General features: G+C 63.4%; 14 protein-coding genes. 8 read left to right on the forward strand and 6 right to left on the reverse strand.

Annotated features, from left to right (window positions below):
* The first annotated feature begins 2 nt into the window (after window positions 1-2).
* From rpmE to pgi, 3 genes are all read left to right on the forward strand, one after another.
* On the forward strand, window positions 3-215 hold the full coding sequence (gene rpmE / locus METUNV2_RS0112305) for a 50S ribosomal protein L31 (RefSeq protein ID WP_008061026.1): 213 nt from the start codon (window positions 3-5) through the stop codon (window positions 213-215).
* 164 nt (window positions 216-379) lie between these two features.
* Entirely contained in the window at window positions 380-2,047 is a 1,668-nt protein-coding gene (locus METUNV2_RS0112310) for an ArnT family glycosyltransferase (RefSeq protein ID WP_018229783.1), read from the forward strand.
* A gap of 24 nt (window positions 2,048-2,071) precedes the next feature.
* Complete coding sequence (gene pgi / locus METUNV2_RS0112315) at window positions 2,072-3,661, forward strand: glucose-6-phosphate isomerase (protein ID WP_026188116.1); 1,590 nt, start codon at window positions 2,072-2,074, stop codon at window positions 3,659-3,661.
* A gap of 10 nt (window positions 3,662-3,671) precedes the next feature.
* Here the strand turns inward: pgi and pdxH are convergent, their stop codons facing one another.
* Genes pdxH through aceK form a run of 4 tightly spaced genes read right to left on the reverse strand, consistent with a single transcriptional unit; the run spans window position 3,672 to window position 7,185 of the window.
* A complete protein-coding gene (gene pdxH, locus METUNV2_RS0112320; protein ID WP_018229785.1) occupies window positions 3,672-4,307 on the reverse strand; it encodes a pyridoxamine 5'-phosphate oxidase in 636 nt (211 codons plus the stop codon).
* 10 nt (window positions 4,308-4,317) lie between these two features.
* Window positions 4,318-4,755, reverse strand: a complete 438-nt coding sequence (locus METUNV2_RS0112325; protein WP_018229786.1) for a DUF192 domain-containing protein — start codon at window positions 4,753-4,755, stop codon at window positions 4,318-4,320.
* A gap of 58 nt (window positions 4,756-4,813) precedes the next feature.
* Window positions 4,814-5,407: a pseudouridine synthase gene (locus METUNV2_RS19170; RefSeq protein ID WP_018229787.1), complete on the reverse strand. Its 594-nt coding sequence runs from the start codon at window positions 5,405-5,407 to the stop codon at window positions 4,814-4,816.
* Complete coding sequence (gene aceK, locus METUNV2_RS0112335; protein ID WP_018229788.1) at window positions 5,404-7,185, reverse strand: bifunctional isocitrate dehydrogenase kinase/phosphatase; 1,782 nt, start codon at window positions 7,183-7,185, stop codon at window positions 5,404-5,406. The genes METUNV2_RS19170 and aceK overlap by 4 nt, the downstream gene beginning before the upstream one ends.
* A gap of 193 nt (window positions 7,186-7,378) precedes the next feature.
* Here aceK and icd point away from each other — a divergent pair, with 193 nt between their 5' ends.
* Entirely contained in the window at window positions 7,379-8,623 is a 1,245-nt protein-coding gene (icd, locus tag METUNV2_RS0112340) for an NADP-dependent isocitrate dehydrogenase (RefSeq protein WP_026188117.1), read from the forward strand.
* Window positions 8,624-8,713: 90 nt separating this feature from the next.
* Here the strand turns inward: icd and METUNV2_RS0112345 are convergent, their stop codons facing one another.
* A complete protein-coding gene (locus METUNV2_RS0112345) occupies window positions 8,714-8,917 on the reverse strand; it encodes a cold-shock protein (protein ID WP_008061041.1) in 204 nt (67 codons plus the stop codon).
* A 402-nt stretch (window positions 8,918-9,319) separates the two neighbouring features.
* Here METUNV2_RS0112345 and clpS point away from each other — a divergent pair, with 402 nt between their 5' ends.
* The 4 genes from clpS to aceA all read left to right on the forward strand — a co-directional run bounded on the left by clpS (window position 9,320) and on the right by aceA (window position 14,219).
* On the forward strand, window positions 9,320-9,628 hold the full coding sequence (gene clpS / locus METUNV2_RS0112350; RefSeq protein WP_008061043.1) for an ATP-dependent Clp protease adapter ClpS: 309 nt from the start codon (window positions 9,320-9,322) through the stop codon (window positions 9,626-9,628).
* A gap of 1 nt (window position 9,629) precedes the next feature.
* Window positions 9,630-11,900 carry an ATP-dependent Clp protease ATP-binding subunit ClpA gene (gene clpA / locus METUNV2_RS0112355; protein WP_018229790.1) on the forward strand — a complete coding sequence of 757 codons (2,271 nt, stop codon included), beginning with the start codon at window positions 9,630-9,632 and terminating at the stop codon, window positions 11,898-11,900.
* A 108-nt stretch (window positions 11,901-12,008) separates the two neighbouring features.
* Complete coding sequence (gene rraA / locus METUNV2_RS0112360; RefSeq protein ID WP_018229791.1) at window positions 12,009-12,488, forward strand: ribonuclease E activity regulator RraA; 480 nt, start codon at window positions 12,009-12,011, stop codon at window positions 12,486-12,488.
* A gap of 432 nt (window positions 12,489-12,920) precedes the next feature.
* Window positions 12,921-14,219: an isocitrate lyase gene (aceA, locus tag METUNV2_RS0112370; protein WP_018229793.1), complete on the forward strand. Its 1,299-nt coding sequence runs from the start codon at window positions 12,921-12,923 to the stop codon at window positions 14,217-14,219.
* A gap of 130 nt (window positions 14,220-14,349) precedes the next feature.
* Here the strand turns inward: aceA and METUNV2_RS0112375 are convergent, their stop codons facing one another.
* Window positions 14,350-15,297 carry a LysR family transcriptional regulator gene (locus METUNV2_RS0112375; RefSeq protein WP_018229794.1) on the reverse strand — a complete coding sequence of 316 codons (948 nt, stop codon included), beginning with the start codon at window positions 15,295-15,297 and terminating at the stop codon, window positions 14,350-14,352.
* Window positions 15,298-15,584 lie beyond the last annotated feature (287 nt).

The following is a 15,584-nucleotide window of genomic DNA, read 5'->3' on the forward strand; positions in this document are numbered from 1 at the left end:
GCATGAAACAAGGCATTCACCCCAGCTACGAAGTCGTCGCCGTCACCTGCTCCTGCGGCAACGCGTTCGAAACCCGCTCGACGCTGGGCAAGCCGCTGCACATCGAAGTGTGCGCGTCCTGCCACCCGTTCTACACCGGCAAGCAGAAGATCGTCGATACCGCAGGTCGCGTCGAACGCTTCCGCCAGAAGTACGCGAACGTGCCGCGCGGCTGATCGCAGCGCGCGTTCCCGAAAAGGCAGCCGATGGCTGCCTTTTTTGTTTATGGCCTCTTTTTCGCCTGCATCGCCCGCCAGCACGCCGCAGCTCTCGTCGCCCGCGTGCACAGCCCCTAGAATCCCGACCACCCGAATCCGGCCCCCGCCACCTGATCCCGCCGATGCCCCTTCCATCGCAGTCCTTCGCACGCCGCCGGCCGCTGATCGGCGATCCGCCCGAAACAGGCTTCGTGATCGCGCTGTGCACGCTGTTCCTGCTCACCGGGCTGTTCGGCCGGGACCCCTGGAAGGGCGATGACGCCCTCCACATCGCGGTCGCCCTCGGCTTCGCCCGCGAACCCGGCTGGCTGATTCCCACCCTGGCCGGCCAGATCTGGCTGGACACGCCGCCGCTGTTCCATTGGGTCGCCTCATTCACAGGCCGCGCGGCCGCGCTGGTCGGTGCGAGCTTTGCCGACGGCGTGCGCCTGACCAGCGCCCTGTTCACCGGCCTGTGGCTGCTGGGCAGCGCAGGCGCGGCACGCGAACTGTATGGCGCACCGGCTGCCCGGATCGCACCGCTGATCGCCATCGCCAGCATAGGCGCGGTCACCTACCTGCACGACGCGCAGGCCGCCACCGCACTGCTGGCGGCACTGGGGCTGGGCATGTGGGCGCTGGCACTGATCGCGCGCCGGCCGCTGCACGGCGGCATCGTGCTGACGCTGGCGCTCGCGATCTCCGGACTGGGCACCGGACTGTGGCTGACCGCCATCCTGCTGCTCACCGCTGCGCTGATGCCGCTGCTGCCGGTATGGCGCACCGTGGCGGCCACGCCGCGACGCATGCTGGCCCTGCCGCTGGCCATGCTGGCCGGCACCGCGCTGGCTGCGAGCTGGTATGTGGCGCTCCGCATAGAGCGGCCGGAACTGGCCGCGCGGGTCTGGAACGACGACGTGGCGAGCCTGCTGCCGGACGGCGCGCTGCTGATCGGCGGCATGTCGAGCTGGGTGAAGGTGATGGCCTGGTACGCCTGGCCCGCACTGCCGGTTGCCGGGTGGGCTCTGTGGCAGCGGCGCAGCCAGTGGCGTTCGCCGGTGCTCACCTTGCCACTGCTGCTGCTGCTGCTGCTGTTCGTCCAGCTCGCCGGCGACGGTATCGCCCGGAATCAGCGCGCGCTGCCGCTGCTCGCCCCGCTGGTGGTGCTGGGCAGCGCCGGTCTGCCCAAACTGCGCCGCGGCGCGGCCAATGCGCTGGACTGGTTCGGTGTCATGACGTTTTCACTGCTGGGCGTCATCATATGGCTGGGCTGGGTGGCGATGTACACCGGTTGGCCGCCCCGGCTGGCGAAAACCTTCTCCCGCCTGGAACCGGGTTTTTCGATGCCGTTCTACTTCATGGCAGTGGCGCTTGCCGTCATCATGAGCCTGGCCTGGATGTGGCTGCTGTGGCGTTCGCCACGGACGCCGACACGCGGCGCGGTCAGCTGGGGCTGCGGCATGGTATTGATATGGTTTCTGGTGAGCAGCCTCTGGCTGCCCTGGATCGATTACGGACGAAGCTATCGCGACGTTGCGAAGCAGCTTGCCGACCACCTGCCGGAAGACCGAACCTGTGTCGCCTACACCGGTCTGCAGGAAAGCCAGCGGGCGGCGTTCTACTACTTCACCGGGCTGAAGCCGCTGGCCTACGCCGGTGAGTCGGGTCGTCGCTGCACGGTGCTGATCGCCCACTACGGGCGCGGCGGCAGGAAACCCGCACTCGATGCGGGCTGGACACTGAAATGGGAAGGACGACGGCCGGGTGACCGCCACGAGCACTTCCTGATGTACATGAAGAACCCGACTTGAGAGCGCCACGGGGCGCCGGATGACATGAACCTGTTGATGCAGACTTCGGCGTGGCCCGCACTGAGATCCAAGGCGATCCAGCTGTCGCGCGTGCACCTGCGCAACTTCTTCGAGCAGGATGCAGAGCGCTTCGCGCGCTTCTCGCTGCGCCACGACGGCTGGCTGCTCGACTATTCGAAGCAGCGGGTCGATGGCGAAACCATGACCATGCTGATGGATCTGGTCAGTGCGCTCGACCTGCCGCGCGGTATCCGCGCACTGGCCGCCGGCGACCAGATCAATTTCACCGAACGCCGCGCGGCGCTGCACATGGCACTGCGTGCGCAGGACGGCTCGCACGCCGACGTGGTGCGTGACTGCCGCGCCGCGCTCGAACACTGGGTCAGGCTGATACGCAACCGCGAACTGCTGGGCGCGACTGGCCAGACCATCACCCACCTGATCAATCTGGGCATAGGCGGTTCCGACCTCGGCCCGCGGCTGGCGATGGAAGCGCTCGAGCCTCAGTGCAACGGGCCGGTGGTGAAGTTCGTCGCCAACCTCGATCCGCTGGCGCTCGAGCTCGCGCTGCGCGACTGCAAGCCGGCGCACACCGCCTTCATCATTTCGTCGAAGAGCTTCACCACGCAGGAAACGCTGGCCAACGCCCAGGTGGCGATGAAATGGCTGGCCGACGGGCTGGGCAGTGCCGGTGTCGGTCAGCACCTGTTCGCGGTCACCAACCGGCCGGCCGCGGCACAGGAACTGGGCGTGCCGGCGCACCACTGCCTCTTCCTGCCGGAATGGGTGGGCGGACGCTACTCCGTCTGGTCCTCGATTTCGCTGCCGCTGGCCTGCGCCATCGGCATGCAGGCCTTCGGCGAAATGCTGGACGGCGCGCGCTCGATGGACGAGCACTTCACCCGTGCGCCGATGAACGCCAACCTGCCGGTGCTGTTCGGTCTGATCGACTTCTGGAACGCCAGCGGCATGGGACTGGAAACGCTGGCGGTGCTGCCCTACAGCCACCTGCTGCGCAGCCTGCCGTCCTATCTGCAGCAGCTGGAAATGGAAAGCAACGGCAAGCGCTGCACCTCGACCGGCGAACTGAGCCGCGCACCGACCTCTCCGGTGGTGTGGGGCGGATCGGGCGTCGTCGGCCAGCATGCGTATCACCAGCAGTTCTACCAGGGCACCCGCATGATGCCGATGCACTTCATCGTGCCGCGCGGCGGCCGCGACGAGCGCAGCCGGATGATGCAGCTCAACGCGCTGGCGCAGAGCTCGGCGCTGATGCGCGGCAAGACGCGCGACGAGGCGATGGAAGATCTGAAGCGCAGCGGACTGTCGGAACAGGAAGCGACCCGCCTCGCCCCCCACGTGGCCTGCCCCGGCAATCAGCCCAGCACGACGCTCATCATGCCGGAGATCACACCCCGCTCGCTCGGACAGCTGATCGCGCTCTACGAGCACAAGGTGTTCGTGCAGGGCTGGCTGCTGGGCATCAACAGCTTCGACCAGTACGGCGTCGAATACGGCAAGCAGATGGCGCGCTCTCTGGCGTCAGGCCGGCTGCCGAGCGACGCCGACGCCTCCACCCGCGGACTGCTGTCCGCACTGGAGCACGGCGTCTGAGCAGACAGGGTCAGGGTGCCAGGCGCACCCTGCTCCAGCGGTCCGCTTCGCGGCGATACAGCAGGCGGTCGTGCAGGCGGTCAGCCCGGCCCTGCCAGAACTCGATCGCTTCCGGCTTGAGCCGATAGCCGCCCCAGTTTTCCGGGCGCGGTGGCGCCGAACCGAAGCGAGCCTCGAATTCACGTACCCGCTGCGACAATGACTCGCGGCTCGGAATCACCTGGCTCTGCGGTGAAGCCCAGGCCCCCAGCCGGTTGCCGACCGGGCGCAGCGAGAAGTAGGCGTCCGACTCTTCATCGCTCACCCGGCTCACCGTGCCTTCGATGCGGATCTGCCGCTCCAGCGCCGCCCAGAACAGCAGCAGGCTGGCGTGCGGATTGACCGCCAGCTCGTTGCCCTTGCGGCTGTCGTAATTGGTAAAGAACACGAAGCCGTCCTCACCATAGCCGCGCAGCAGCACGATGCGGGAGCTCGGGCGGCCGTCGGCACTGACCGTGGACAGCGTCATCGCGTTCGGGTCGCGCTCGACCACGCGGCCGGCTTCGGCGAACCAGAAGCGGAACTGGTCAAGCGGATTGTCGGCCGCTTCGGTCTCGTCGAGCGCGCCACTGGTGTAGTCGATGCGGTGGTGTATCGGATCGGTCATCGGAATCTCCTCATTGCGGCGCCGGTGCGCGCTCCAGCCCGGCCACCCGGCTGCCGGCGACCAGCTTGCGCGATGCGAACCAGCCCAGATTGGTTTCGAGCGCGTAACGTGCAGGCCCCTGCGAACAGTGATGGTCCTCGGTCTGCGGCTGCATGTCCTCGATGTTCAGGATGCGCCCCTGTTCGTCGATGAACGCCACGCTGAGCGGAATCAGCGTATTGCGCATCCACATACAGTGTTTCTTGGCCTGCGGAAACACGAACAGCATGCCGGCATCGGCCGGCATGTCGGTGCGGTTCATCAGGCCGGTCATGCGTGCCGGATCGGTATGGGCCACCTCGGCGCGCAGGCGGTACATGCCCACCGCCAGTTCGAGCGTGGGCAGGCCGGCGCAGGCCACCAGGGTGGTCAGCGCCAGCAGGCCGCTGAACAGAAAGTTCTTCATCATGATGAAAGGACGTCGGTCGAATGATGGAGGGACAGCGCAGGCCGCATCTTGATCGAAATCATCCGCGCGCGGAACGCCGTACGCCGGCGGCGGCCGGCGCGCGCAGCAGCGCGGTATCGAGCTCGGCCCAGTCGCCCGGCTGCAGCGTACCGAGCTGCCAGGGGCCGATCGCCACGCGGATCAGCCTGAGCGTCGGATGGTTGATGGCCGCGGTCATCCGGCGCACCTGCCGGTTGCGGCCCTCGGACAGTTCGATCTCCAGCCAGCAGGTCGGCACCGAAAGGCGATGACGCACCGGCGGCGTACGCGGCCACAGGCCGGCCGGTTCGTCGATGCGCCGGACCCCGCAGGGCCGGGTCGGACCGTCCTTCAGCTGCAGGCCCTGCCGCATGCGCCGCAGCGCGGCCTCGTCCGGTTCGCGCTCGACCTGCACCCGGTAGGTTTTCACCAGCTTATGCCGCGGATCGGTGATGCGGTGCTGAAGCGCGCCGTCGTCGGTAAGCAGCAGCAGGCCTTCGCTGTCGGTGTCCAGCCGTCCCGCCGGATAGACGCCGGGCAGCTGGACATGATCGGCCAGCGTCGGATGCATGCCGTCCGGCGAGAACTGGCATACGACACCGAAGGGCTTGTTCAGCGCGATCAGCCTGCTCACGCGCCCCCCGTCGCCACCTGCCCCTGCAGATGGCCGAAGCGCCGCGCGAAACGCAGCTGTTCCGGATAGGGAAAGAAATCCTGGATGTAGCCGTCGCGAATGCGCTGCTGGGTTTCCTGCCAGAACTTCACATCCAGCAGGTCGCGGTGGTATTTCAGGAAGGCGGCGCGCACCTTGGGCGTGGACAGCAGGAAGGTGGCGAACTCTTCCGGGAAGATGTCATTGCGCTGCACCGAGTACCACACCTCGCCGGACATTTCGTACTCCGGACTGGGCGCCGGCGGGATGCGGCGGAAATTGCAGTCGGTCAGGAATTCGATCTCGTCGTAGTCGTAGAACACCACGCGACCGTAACGGGTGACGCCGAAGTTCTTCCACAGCAGATCGCCCGGAAAGATGTTGGCGACCGCCAGCTCACGGATGGCGTTGCCGTACTCATACACGGCGTGATCGATCTGCTCCTCGTTCGCGGTTTCGAGATAGATGTTCAGCGGAATCATGCGCCGCTCGATGTAGCAGTGGCGGATCACCAGCGTGTCGCCGTCGCGCTCGATCATCGACGGCGCCAGCTTATCGAGCTGTTCGAGCAGTTCCGGCGAAAAGCGGTGGGCCGGCAGCGCGATGTCGGAGTACTCGATGGTATCGGCCATCCGGCCCACCCGGTCCACCTGCTTCACCATCAGAAACTTCTTCTTCACCGTGGCGCGATCGGTGTCCTTCGAACTGCCGAAGGTGTCCTTGATGATCTTGATCACGTAGGGGTAAGACGGCAGCATGAACACCAGCATGACCAGTCCACGGATGCCCGGCGCCTCGACGAAATTGTCGTTCGAATGGCGCAGGTGGTTGATCAGGTCGCGGAAGAACATGGTCTTCCCCTGCTTCGCCAGTCCGAGCATGGTGTAGAGCTCGGACTGAGGCTTTTTCGGCATCAGCGTGCGCAGGAAATTGACGTTGGCCGATGGCACCTGCATGTCGGCCATGAAGTAGGCACGCGACAGCGAGAACATGACGCTGACCCGCCACGGCTCGAGCAGGATGGTGTCCAGGAACAGCCCGCCCTTACGGTCGTGCAGCACGGTCACCATGAAAGGGTATTCGTTGTGGCCGTTGATCGCCTTGCCGATCACGTAGGCGGCCTTGTTCCGGTAGTAGGCGGAGTTCAGCACCTGTATCTGCAGATTGGCCTCGCGCGCCGGCCATTCGCCGCCCACGTGTTCCAGCGCCGCACGCACGATGTAATCCACATCGCGGTCGAGATCGGTGAAGTGACGCTGCCAGTCGAAGTCGATGAAGATCTGCTTCACCGCGGCACGCAGACCGGTCTGGTTCGGGTAGTAGCTGCGCCAGGTCGGCGGATTGCTCTCGATCAGTTCGGTCGAGATGGCCGGACGTACGAAGATGAAGTCGTTGTGGAAATACTTGCGGTGCAGGATCTTCGTCGTGACCGAATTGAAGAAGGTTTCCGCCAGTTCCGGCTGCCGGTGATTCACCAGCAGACCGATGTAGAGCAGCTTGGCCTGCTGCCAGGTGTTGTCATCGAGCGAATCCGCGTGGAACTCGCTGTGCAGCCGCTCCACGCACTCGCGAACGCGGTCGTCATAGAACTGAATGCGCTCTCGGATGCAGCGCTGCTGCCCGGCCCAGTCCGCCTGTTCGAAACGCTGCTTCGCGTCGCCGCTGGACGCACGGAAGAGGCTGTAGTGCTTGTCGAAGCCGTCGATCAGCGCCTGCGCAATGGCCTGCGCCACCTGATTCTGTCCTGCCGGGAGGTTCATGGCGTATCCGCACGAGGGAACAATCGCAGGATTCTAGAGCCTGCGCGATCACTGCGGGCTGGAACGCATGGCGGGCGCCTGCTGTCGCAAGGTCACGCGAGCGGTGGATATTGGGGGATAATCGTGGGCGCCCGCAGGCGGCAACCCCGCCACAGGGACAATAACCAGACAACACACCAAGGAGCTGGATGGCATGAGTACTACTCACATCAAGATTCCCGCCGAGGGGACAAAAATCGTTGCCGGCCAGCCTGTGCCGGACAATCCCATCATTCCGTTCATCGAAGGCGACGGCATCGGTGTGGACATCACGCCGGTGATGAAGGAAGTGGTCGATGCAGCCGTGGCGAAAGCCTACGGCGGCAAGCGCAAGATCACCTGGATGGAGGTCTATGCCGGCGAGAAGTCGACCCGCCTGTACGGTCCTGACGTCTGGCTGCCGGAAGATACGCTGGCCGCGCTGAAGGAATACGTGGTTTCGATCAAGGGCCCGATGACCACGCCGGTCGGCGGCGGCATCCGTTCGCTGAACGTGGCACTGCGCCAGGAGCTGGATCTGTACGTCTGCCTGCGCCCGGTGCGCTACTTCACCGGCGTGCCCAGTCCGGTCAAGCAGCCGGAACTGATCGACATGGTCATCTTCCGCGAGAACACCGAGGACATCTACGCCGGCATCGAATGGCAGGCGGAATCGGACAACGCGCGCAAGGTGATCAAGTTCCTGCGCGATGAAATGGGCGTGAAGAAAATCCGCTTCCCGGAAACCTCGGCCATCGGCATCAAGCCGGTGTCGCGCGAAGGTTCGGAGCGCCTGATCCGCAAGGCCCTGCAGTACGCGGTCGACAATGACCGCAAGTCGGTCACGCTGGTGCACAAGGGCAACATCATGAAGTTCACCGAAGGCGGCTTCCGCGACTTCGGCTACGCACTCGCTCAGAACGAGTTCGGTGCGGAACCGATCGACGGCGGACCGTGGTGCAAGTTCAAGAACCCGAAGACCGGTCGTGACATCGTGGTCAAGGACGTCATCGCCGACGCCTTCCTGCAGCAGATTCTGCTGCGCCCGGCCGATTACGATGTCATCGCCACGCTGAACCTGAACGGCGACTACATCTCCGACGCGCTGGCGGCTCAGGTCGGCGGCATCGGCATCGCTCCGGGTGCCAACATTTCCGACAACTATGCGGTGTTCGAAGCCACCCACGGCACGGCTCCAAAGTACGCGGGGCTGGACAAGGTGAACCCGGGTTCGCTCATCCTTTCGGCAGAAATGATGCTGCGCCACATGGGCTGGCTGGAAGCGGCCGATCTCATCATTTCTTCGATGGAACGCGCCATCGGCGACAAGCAGGTCACCTATGACTTTGCCCGCCTGATGGAAGGTGCAAACGAAGTGTCGTGCTCGGAGTTCGGGCGCGCGATGATCGCCCGCATGTAAGGCCCGCACCGGCGTCCGCGGACGCCGGTCGCACAAACAAAAAACCCGGCTTGCGCCGGGTTTTTTGTTTCCGATTCCAGAGTACGGGAATCAGGCTGCCTGGATGTTCGCGGCCTGCTTGCCCTTCGGACCCTGAGTCACGTCGAAAGACACCTTCTGGCCTTCCTTCAGGGTCTTGAAACCACCCATCTGGATCGCCGAGAAATGGGCGAACAGATCTTCGCTGCCGTCATCCGGGGTGATGAAGCCGTAACCCTTGGAATCGTTGAACCACTTAACAGTACCAGTTGCCATTGATCTTATCCTCTCAACCTCTCAAATGAGCCGAAGCTCCCGTACTTAGTTTTGTGTATTTCAAGTTCTGATGTTCTGACCCCGGGAACTACCGACCGCGCCAAGTATCGACAACGGTGCAGGACTGCGACCACTCAAGAGCTTGAAGCAAACACAAGGACGGCTTTTAGCCCAGATACTGCGGTCGGTCAACACGTTTCAATGCTGCACCACGGAAGACTTTGACGCACTTTCGGGGTGCGCGGGAAGCACCGTTGCAGACCCGTGTGCGACACCCTGATGCACCTCTCCGGAAACACGCTGTCCAACATGCTGAACAGACCTGTGCACACGTGCATGAGCAGTGAAAAACCACGCCTTTGCACGTGTTGCAGAGCGGTTGATTGTGATTAGAATGAGGCCATGGTTACGCGCAGGCAGGACGATTCACTCCTCGAACTTGAAAAGACCCGGGTCAAGCCCCCACCTCTGTTCAAGGTCATGGTGCTGAATGACGATTACACCCCCATGGACTTCGTGGTCGGAGTGCTTCAGAAGTTTTTCGGCATGAACCGGGAACAGGCCACACGCGTCATGCTCAAGGTACATACGGAGGGGGCCGGAGTGTGCGGCATCTACCCCAAGGACGTGGCAGCATCCAAAGTGGAACAGGTGTGTACCTTTGCCCGCCAGCATCAGCATCCGCTGGCGTGCGTGATGGAGGAAAACTGAAATGATCGCGCAGGAGCTGGAAGTCAGCCTTCACATGGCTTTTGTCGAAGCACGGCAGAAGCGCCATGAATTCATCACCGTCGAGCATCTGCTGCTTGCTCTGCTCGACAATCCCTCGGCTGCCGAAGTGCTGCGCGCCTGCGCAGTGAACATCGACGAGCTGCGCAAGGAACTGTCTGCCTTCATCAACGAGCACACGCCGGTGGTCGATGGCAGCGAGGAAATCGACACCCAGCCCACGCTCGGTTTCCAGCGCGTAATCCAGCGCGCCATCCTGCACGTGCAGTCGTCGGGCAAGAAGGAAGTGACCGGGGCCAACGTGCTGGTCGCCATCTTCGGCGAGAAGGATTCGCACGCGGTGTACTTCCTGCAGCGTCAGGGCGTCACCCGTCTGGACATCGTGAATTACATTTCGCACGGCATCACCAAGACCGCCCAGCCGGCGGCCGCGGCCAAGCCGGAGTCCGAACAGGGCGAGCAGGAGCAGGAAGGCAGTCAGGCAGGTGGCGCGCTCGACAGCTTCACGCAGAACCTGAATGCCCAGGCCCTGCTCGGCAAGATCGATCCGCTGATTGGCCGCGACCACGAACTGGAACGCGTGATCCAGACGCTGTGCCGTCGCCGCAAGAACAATCCGTTGCTGGTCGGTGAAGCCGGCGTCGGCAAGACCGCGATCGCCGAAGGCCTCGCACGTCGCATCATCGAAGGTCGCGTGCCCGACATCCTCGCGGATGCCACCATCTACGCGCTGGACATGGGCGCCCTGCTCGCAGGCACCAAGTACCGCGGCGATTTCGAGCAGCGGCTCAAGTCGGTGCTCAAGCAGCTGCTCGACAACCCGAACGCCATCCTGTTCATCGACGAGATCCATACGCTGATCGGTGCAGGTGCCGCATCCGGCGGCACGCTGGACGCCTCAAACCTGCTGAAGCCGGCGCTGTCGTCCGGCCAGCTGAAGTGCATCGGCGCGACCACCTACACCGAGTACCGTGGCGTGTTCGAGAAGGACCACGCACTGTCGCGGCGCTTCCAGAAGATCGACGTTAATGAACCCAGCGTCGAGGAAACGGTATCCATCCTGAAGGGCCTGAAGTCGCGCTTCGAGCAGCACCATGGCGTGAAGTATTCGGCCACCGCGCTGTCTTCGGCGGCTGAACTGTCGGCGCGCTACATCAACGACCGCCACCTGCCTGACAAGGCGATCGACGTGATCGATGAAGCCGGTGCAGCGCAGCGCGTACTGCCGAAGTCGAAGCAGAAGAAGGTGATCGGCAAGACCGAGATCGAGGAAATCGTCGCCAAGATCGCGCGCGTGCCCTCGCAGCATGTGTCGAACGATGACCGCTCGGCGCTGCGCAACCTCGACCGTGACCTGAAGAACATGGTGTTCGGTCAGGACAAGGCGATCGACGCGCTGTCCACCGCGATCAAGATGTCGCGCTCCGGCCTCGGCAATCCGAACAAGCCGATCGGCTCCTTCCTGTTCAGCGGCCCGACCGGTGTGGGCAAGACAGAGGTGGCTCGCCAGCTCGCCTACTGCATGGGCATCGAGCTGATCCGCTTCGACATGTCGGAGTACATGGAGCGTCACGCGGTGAGCCGCCTCATCGGTGCGCCTCCGGGCTATGTCGGTTTCGACCAGGGCGGCCTGCTGACCGAAGCAGTGACCAAGAAGCCGCACGCGGTGCTGCTGCTCGACGAGATCGAGAAGGCGCATCCGGACATCTTCAACATCCTGCTTCAAGTGATGGACCACGGTACGCTGACCGACAACAACGGTCGCCAGGCGGACTTCCGCAACGTGGTCATCATCATGACCACCAATGCCGGTCAGGAAACCCTGCAGAAGGCGGTCATCGGTTTCACCGCCGAACGTCAGCCGGGCGACGAGATGGGCGACATCAAGCGCATGTTCACGCCGGAGTTCCGCAACCGTCTGGACGCCATCATTTCGTTCAAGCCGCTGGACCGCGACATCATCCTGCGCGTGGTCGACAAGTTCCTGATGCAGCTCGAAGGTCAGCTGCAGGAGAAGAAGGTCGACGTGGTGTTCTCCGAAACGCTGCGTGACTGGCTGGCCGAAGCGGGCTTCGATCCGCTGATGGGGGCACGTCCGATGGCGCGTCTGATCCAGGACACCATCCGTTCGGCCCTGGCGGACGAACTGCTGTTCGGTCGCCTGACCAGCGGCGGCAAGGTGACCATCGACCTCGACGCGGACAAGAAGGTGAAGCTGGTGTTCGACACCGAAGAGGAAGCCGCGACGGCCTGAACGCCTTCCCGGCCCGACAGGAGGCGGCCATAATGGCCGCCTCTTTTTTTGCCTGCGGCTTTTCGTCTTTCGACGACCATGCCCCTCCCCACTCGAAAGGAGCGCTCCATGACCCTCTCCACCGCCGACCTCTGCGATCAGTTTGAAAGCGAACTGCACATCTGCGCACCGATGTTCCGCAGCTACGGCGGGCGCACCGCCTTCGGGGGGCCGATCACGACACTCAAGCTGTTCGAGGACAACGGTCTGGTACGCAAGGCGCTCGAAGCGCCGGGCAATGGCCGGGTGCTGGTGATCGATGGTGGTGCATCGATGCGCCGGGCGCTGGTCGGTGACCAGATCGCCGCACTGGCGGTCAAGAACGGCTGGGCCGGAATCGTCGTGTACGGCTGCATTCGCGATTCGGCCGCCATCGGCGAAATGGACATCGGCGTGTTCGCGCTGGGCACCCACCCGCTGAAGACGGTCAAGCGCAACGAAGGTCAGGTCGATCTGACGGTGACCTTTGGCGGCATCGATTTCGTGCCGGGCCATCATCTCTACGCGGATGGCGACGGCGTCATCGTCAGTCCGCGCGCACTGATCTGACCTCTCTCACCCCCGGCCGTCGCCGGGGGCTTTCGCAGCGCACAACTTTCAGAAGAAATTTCTGCATTTTTTCACACCAGACAAAGCCACAAAAACACAAGCCTTTGTTTTCATTGAAAACACAGCTTCTTATGTCTTATACAAGACATCTTGTTGCTTTGCCAAAGCCTCTTTATACTGGTGCTCGTCACGATAGCTGTCCGGTTGCATACGCCGGAAGGCTTCCCGGGCGCCCGATCTGATTGCTCCCAAACGCTGCAACAGGTCCACGCGGGTTTCGTGCATCGGCCCGCATCGGTTCAACAGGCCGAAAGATGACTGGTCATCGCAACCGGTCATGGGTGTCAGCACCATCAGCAGCTTCTATTGAGTCAGGGCGTACGGGTGGCAGTCGCCGCCTGTTCGGGTTGTTTTTTTATTCGAGGACATGCAATGAGCACGAAAGAACAGGAAATCGCCGCAATCCAGAAGGACTGGGACGAGAACCCCCGCTGGAAGGGCATCAAGCGCGGCTACACCGCCGCTGACGTCTACCGCCTGCGCGGTTCGGTCCAGGTCGAGTACACGCTGGCCCGCCGTGGCGCGGAAAAGCTGTGGGATCTGGTGAACAACGAGCCGTTCGTCAACTGTCTCGGCGCACTGACCGGCGGTCAGGCCATGCAGCAGGTGAAGGCTGGCGTGAAGGCGATCTACCTGTCGGGCTGGCAAGTCGCTGCCGACAACAATTCGTACGAAGCGATGTACCCCGACCAGTCGCTGTACCCGGTTGATTCGGTGCCGACCGTCGTGAGCCGCATCAACAACAGCTTCACGCGCGCTGATGAAATCCAGCACGCCAAGGGCATCCACGCTGGCGACAAGGGTTACATCGACTACTTCGCCCCGATCGTGGCTGACGCTGAAGCCGGTTTTGGCGGCGTACTGAACGCCCACGAACTGATGAAGGCGATGATCCGCGCTGGCGCCGCCGGCGTGCACTTCGAAGACCAGCTGGCTTCCGTGAAGAAGTGCGGCCACATGGGTGGCAAGGTGCTGGTGCCGACCCAGGACGCCGTGCAGAAGCTGATCGCCGCGCGTCTGGCTGCCGACGTCTACGGCGTGCCGACCCTGATCCTGGCCCGTACCGATGCTGAAGCCGCCGATCTGCTGACCAGCGACTGCGACCCCAACGACAAGCCCTTCGTTACCGGCGAGCGCACCTCGGAAGGCTTCTACAAGACCAAGAAGGGTCTGGATCAGGCCATTTCGCGCGGTCTGGCCTACGCACCGTACGCCGACCTGATCTGGTGCGAAACCGGCACGCCGGATCTGGAATTCGCGAAGAAGTTCGCCGACGCGATCCACGCCAAGTTCCCGGGCAAGATGCTGTCGTACAACTGCTCGCCGTCGTTCAACTGGAAGAAGAACCTCGACGACGCAACCATCGCCAAGTTCCAGCGCGAACTGGGCGCCATGGGCTACAAGTACCAGTTCATCACCCTGGCCGGCATCCACAACATGTGGTACCACATGTTCGATCTGGCCCAGGACTACGTCGCCCGCGGCATGTCGGCCTACGTGGAAAAGGTTCAGGAGCCGGAATTCGCGGCCCGCGACCGCGGCTACACCTTCGTGTCGCACCAGCAGGAAGTCGGCACTGGCTACTTCGACGACGTGACCACCACCATCCAGGGTGGCACTTCGTCGGTGACCGCGCTGACCGGTTCGACCGAAGAAGAGCAGTTCCACTGAAATGCGCCGGGCCCGCAGTCGCGGGTCTGATGCAGAAAAAGGCCATCCGGCGCAAGCCGGATGGCCTTTTTGTTTTTGGATGCAGCGTCAGAGATAGATGCTGGCAGCCCCCCCCCTCCGATGCCTACGTTCAGGGTTCAGCCGCCACCGGCAGTTCCGGCATGTAAGCACCACCGGATTCCCAGTACGCCAGATCACCATAGGTGATCTTCAGCAGATCGACGAACAGGCGCACCCGCAGCGGCAGATGACGGCGTTGCGGAAACAGCGCATAGATGCCCATGGGCGGCGCGGCAAAGTCGCCCAGCACCTCGACCAGCGCCCCGTTCGCCAGATCCTCCCTGATCTCCCAGTACGACCGCCATGCCAGCCCGAGACCGCTCAGCGCCCAGTCCCGCAGCACCGCACCGTCGTTGCACTCGACCAGATGATTGATACGCAGCGTGATCGGCTCGCCATGCGCCATGAAACTCCAGCCCCGCGCCTGTGCACGGTTCGGGCCGAGGCCGAGGCAGCGGTGCTGCAGCAGGTCGTACGGATGGCCCGGCTTGCCATAACGGCCCAGGTAATCCGGGCTCGCCACCACCACCCGCCGGGTTTCGCCCAATTTGATACTGATCATGCTGGAATCGGGCAAGCTGCCTATGCGCACCGCGCAATCGACGTTTTCATTCACCAGATCGACCATGCGATCGGTCAGGTCCAGTGAAATTTTTACCTCCGGATTCAGGCCCATGAAGCGCTTCACCAGCGGCGCCACATGCCTGCGCCCGAAGCCGGCCGGGGCACTCACCCGCAGCAGGCCGGTCGCCCTGGCGCCGCCTGCAGTCACCGCGGCGTCCGCATTCGCCATTTCATTAAGGATGCGCTGGCAATCCTCCAGATAGGCGCTGCCCTCGTGGGTCAGCGTGAGCTTGCGCGTCGTGCGCAGCATCAATTTCACGCCCAGCCGCTCTTCCAGCGCATCGATACGGCGGCCGATCACCGCCGGCTGCACACCTTCGAGCTTGGCCACAGCAGACAGACTGCCGTGAGCCGCGACCGAAACGAAGGACTCTATCTCCTTGAAGCGATCCATTTTGTACTAAAAGTAAAAGATAAATGTACTTCAGGAAAGCTTAACGGATGCATAAGGAAAGTCTAGTATTTGTGCAGATGCAGCAATTCATGCCGGGCACAACCTGGTCTGATGCATCGGACGTTAGACCCCGGTCCTCCCGTCCGCACCGCGCGCAACCCGCTCGCTGCGGCACATCCGCCCGACGACGGCACCACCGTCGCCGATCGGGTGTGAGGGACGGCCACCCTGTCCGGAGCACGGAGCACGCACGCTCACGTCATACCGGCTCTCGAACCGTTATCGGA

Origin of the sequence: Methyloversatilis universalis EHg5 (assembly GCF_000378945.1) — a bacterium.
Taxonomy (GTDB): domain Bacteria; phylum Pseudomonadota; class Gammaproteobacteria; order Burkholderiales; family Rhodocyclaceae; genus Methyloversatilis; species Methyloversatilis universalis_A.

Excerpts from the sequence above, each read along its gene's own strand:
- rpmE (WP_008061026.1), top strand. The coding sequence starts at position 3 with ATGAAACAAGGCATTCACCCCAGCTACGAAGTCGTCGCCGTCACCTGC.
- METUNV2_RS0112310 (WP_018229783.1), top strand. The coding sequence starts at position 380 with ATGCCCCTTCCATCGCAGTCCTTCGCACGCCGCCGGCCGCTGATCGGC.
- pgi (WP_026188116.1), top strand. The coding sequence starts at position 2,072 with ATGAACCTGTTGATGCAGACTTCGGCGTGGCCCGCACTGAGATCCAAG.
- pdxH (WP_018229785.1), bottom strand. The coding sequence starts at position 4,307 with ATGACCGATCCGATACACCACCGCATCGACTACACCAGTGGCGCGCTC.
- METUNV2_RS0112325 (WP_018229786.1), bottom strand. The coding sequence starts at position 4,755 with ATGATGAAGAACTTTCTGTTCAGCGGCCTGCTGGCGCTGACCACCCTG.
- aceK (WP_018229788.1), bottom strand. The coding sequence starts at position 7,185 with ATGAACCTCCCGGCAGGACAGAATCAGGTGGCGCAGGCCATTGCGCAG.
- icd (WP_026188117.1), top strand. The coding sequence starts at position 7,379 with ATGAGTACTACTCACATCAAGATTCCCGCCGAGGGGACAAAAATCGTT.
- METUNV2_RS0112345 (WP_008061041.1), bottom strand. The coding sequence starts at position 8,917 with ATGGCAACTGGTACTGTTAAGTGGTTCAACGATTCCAAGGGTTACGGC.
- clpS (WP_008061043.1), top strand. The coding sequence starts at position 9,320 with ATGGTTACGCGCAGGCAGGACGATTCACTCCTCGAACTTGAAAAGACC.
- clpA (WP_018229790.1), top strand. The coding sequence starts at position 9,630 with ATGATCGCGCAGGAGCTGGAAGTCAGCCTTCACATGGCTTTTGTCGAA.
- rraA (WP_018229791.1), top strand. The coding sequence starts at position 12,009 with ATGACCCTCTCCACCGCCGACCTCTGCGATCAGTTTGAAAGCGAACTG.
- aceA (WP_018229793.1), top strand. The coding sequence starts at position 12,921 with ATGAGCACGAAAGAACAGGAAATCGCCGCAATCCAGAAGGACTGGGAC.
- METUNV2_RS0112375 (WP_018229794.1), bottom strand. The coding sequence starts at position 15,297 with ATGGATCGCTTCAAGGAGATAGAGTCCTTCGTTTCGGTCGCGGCTCAC.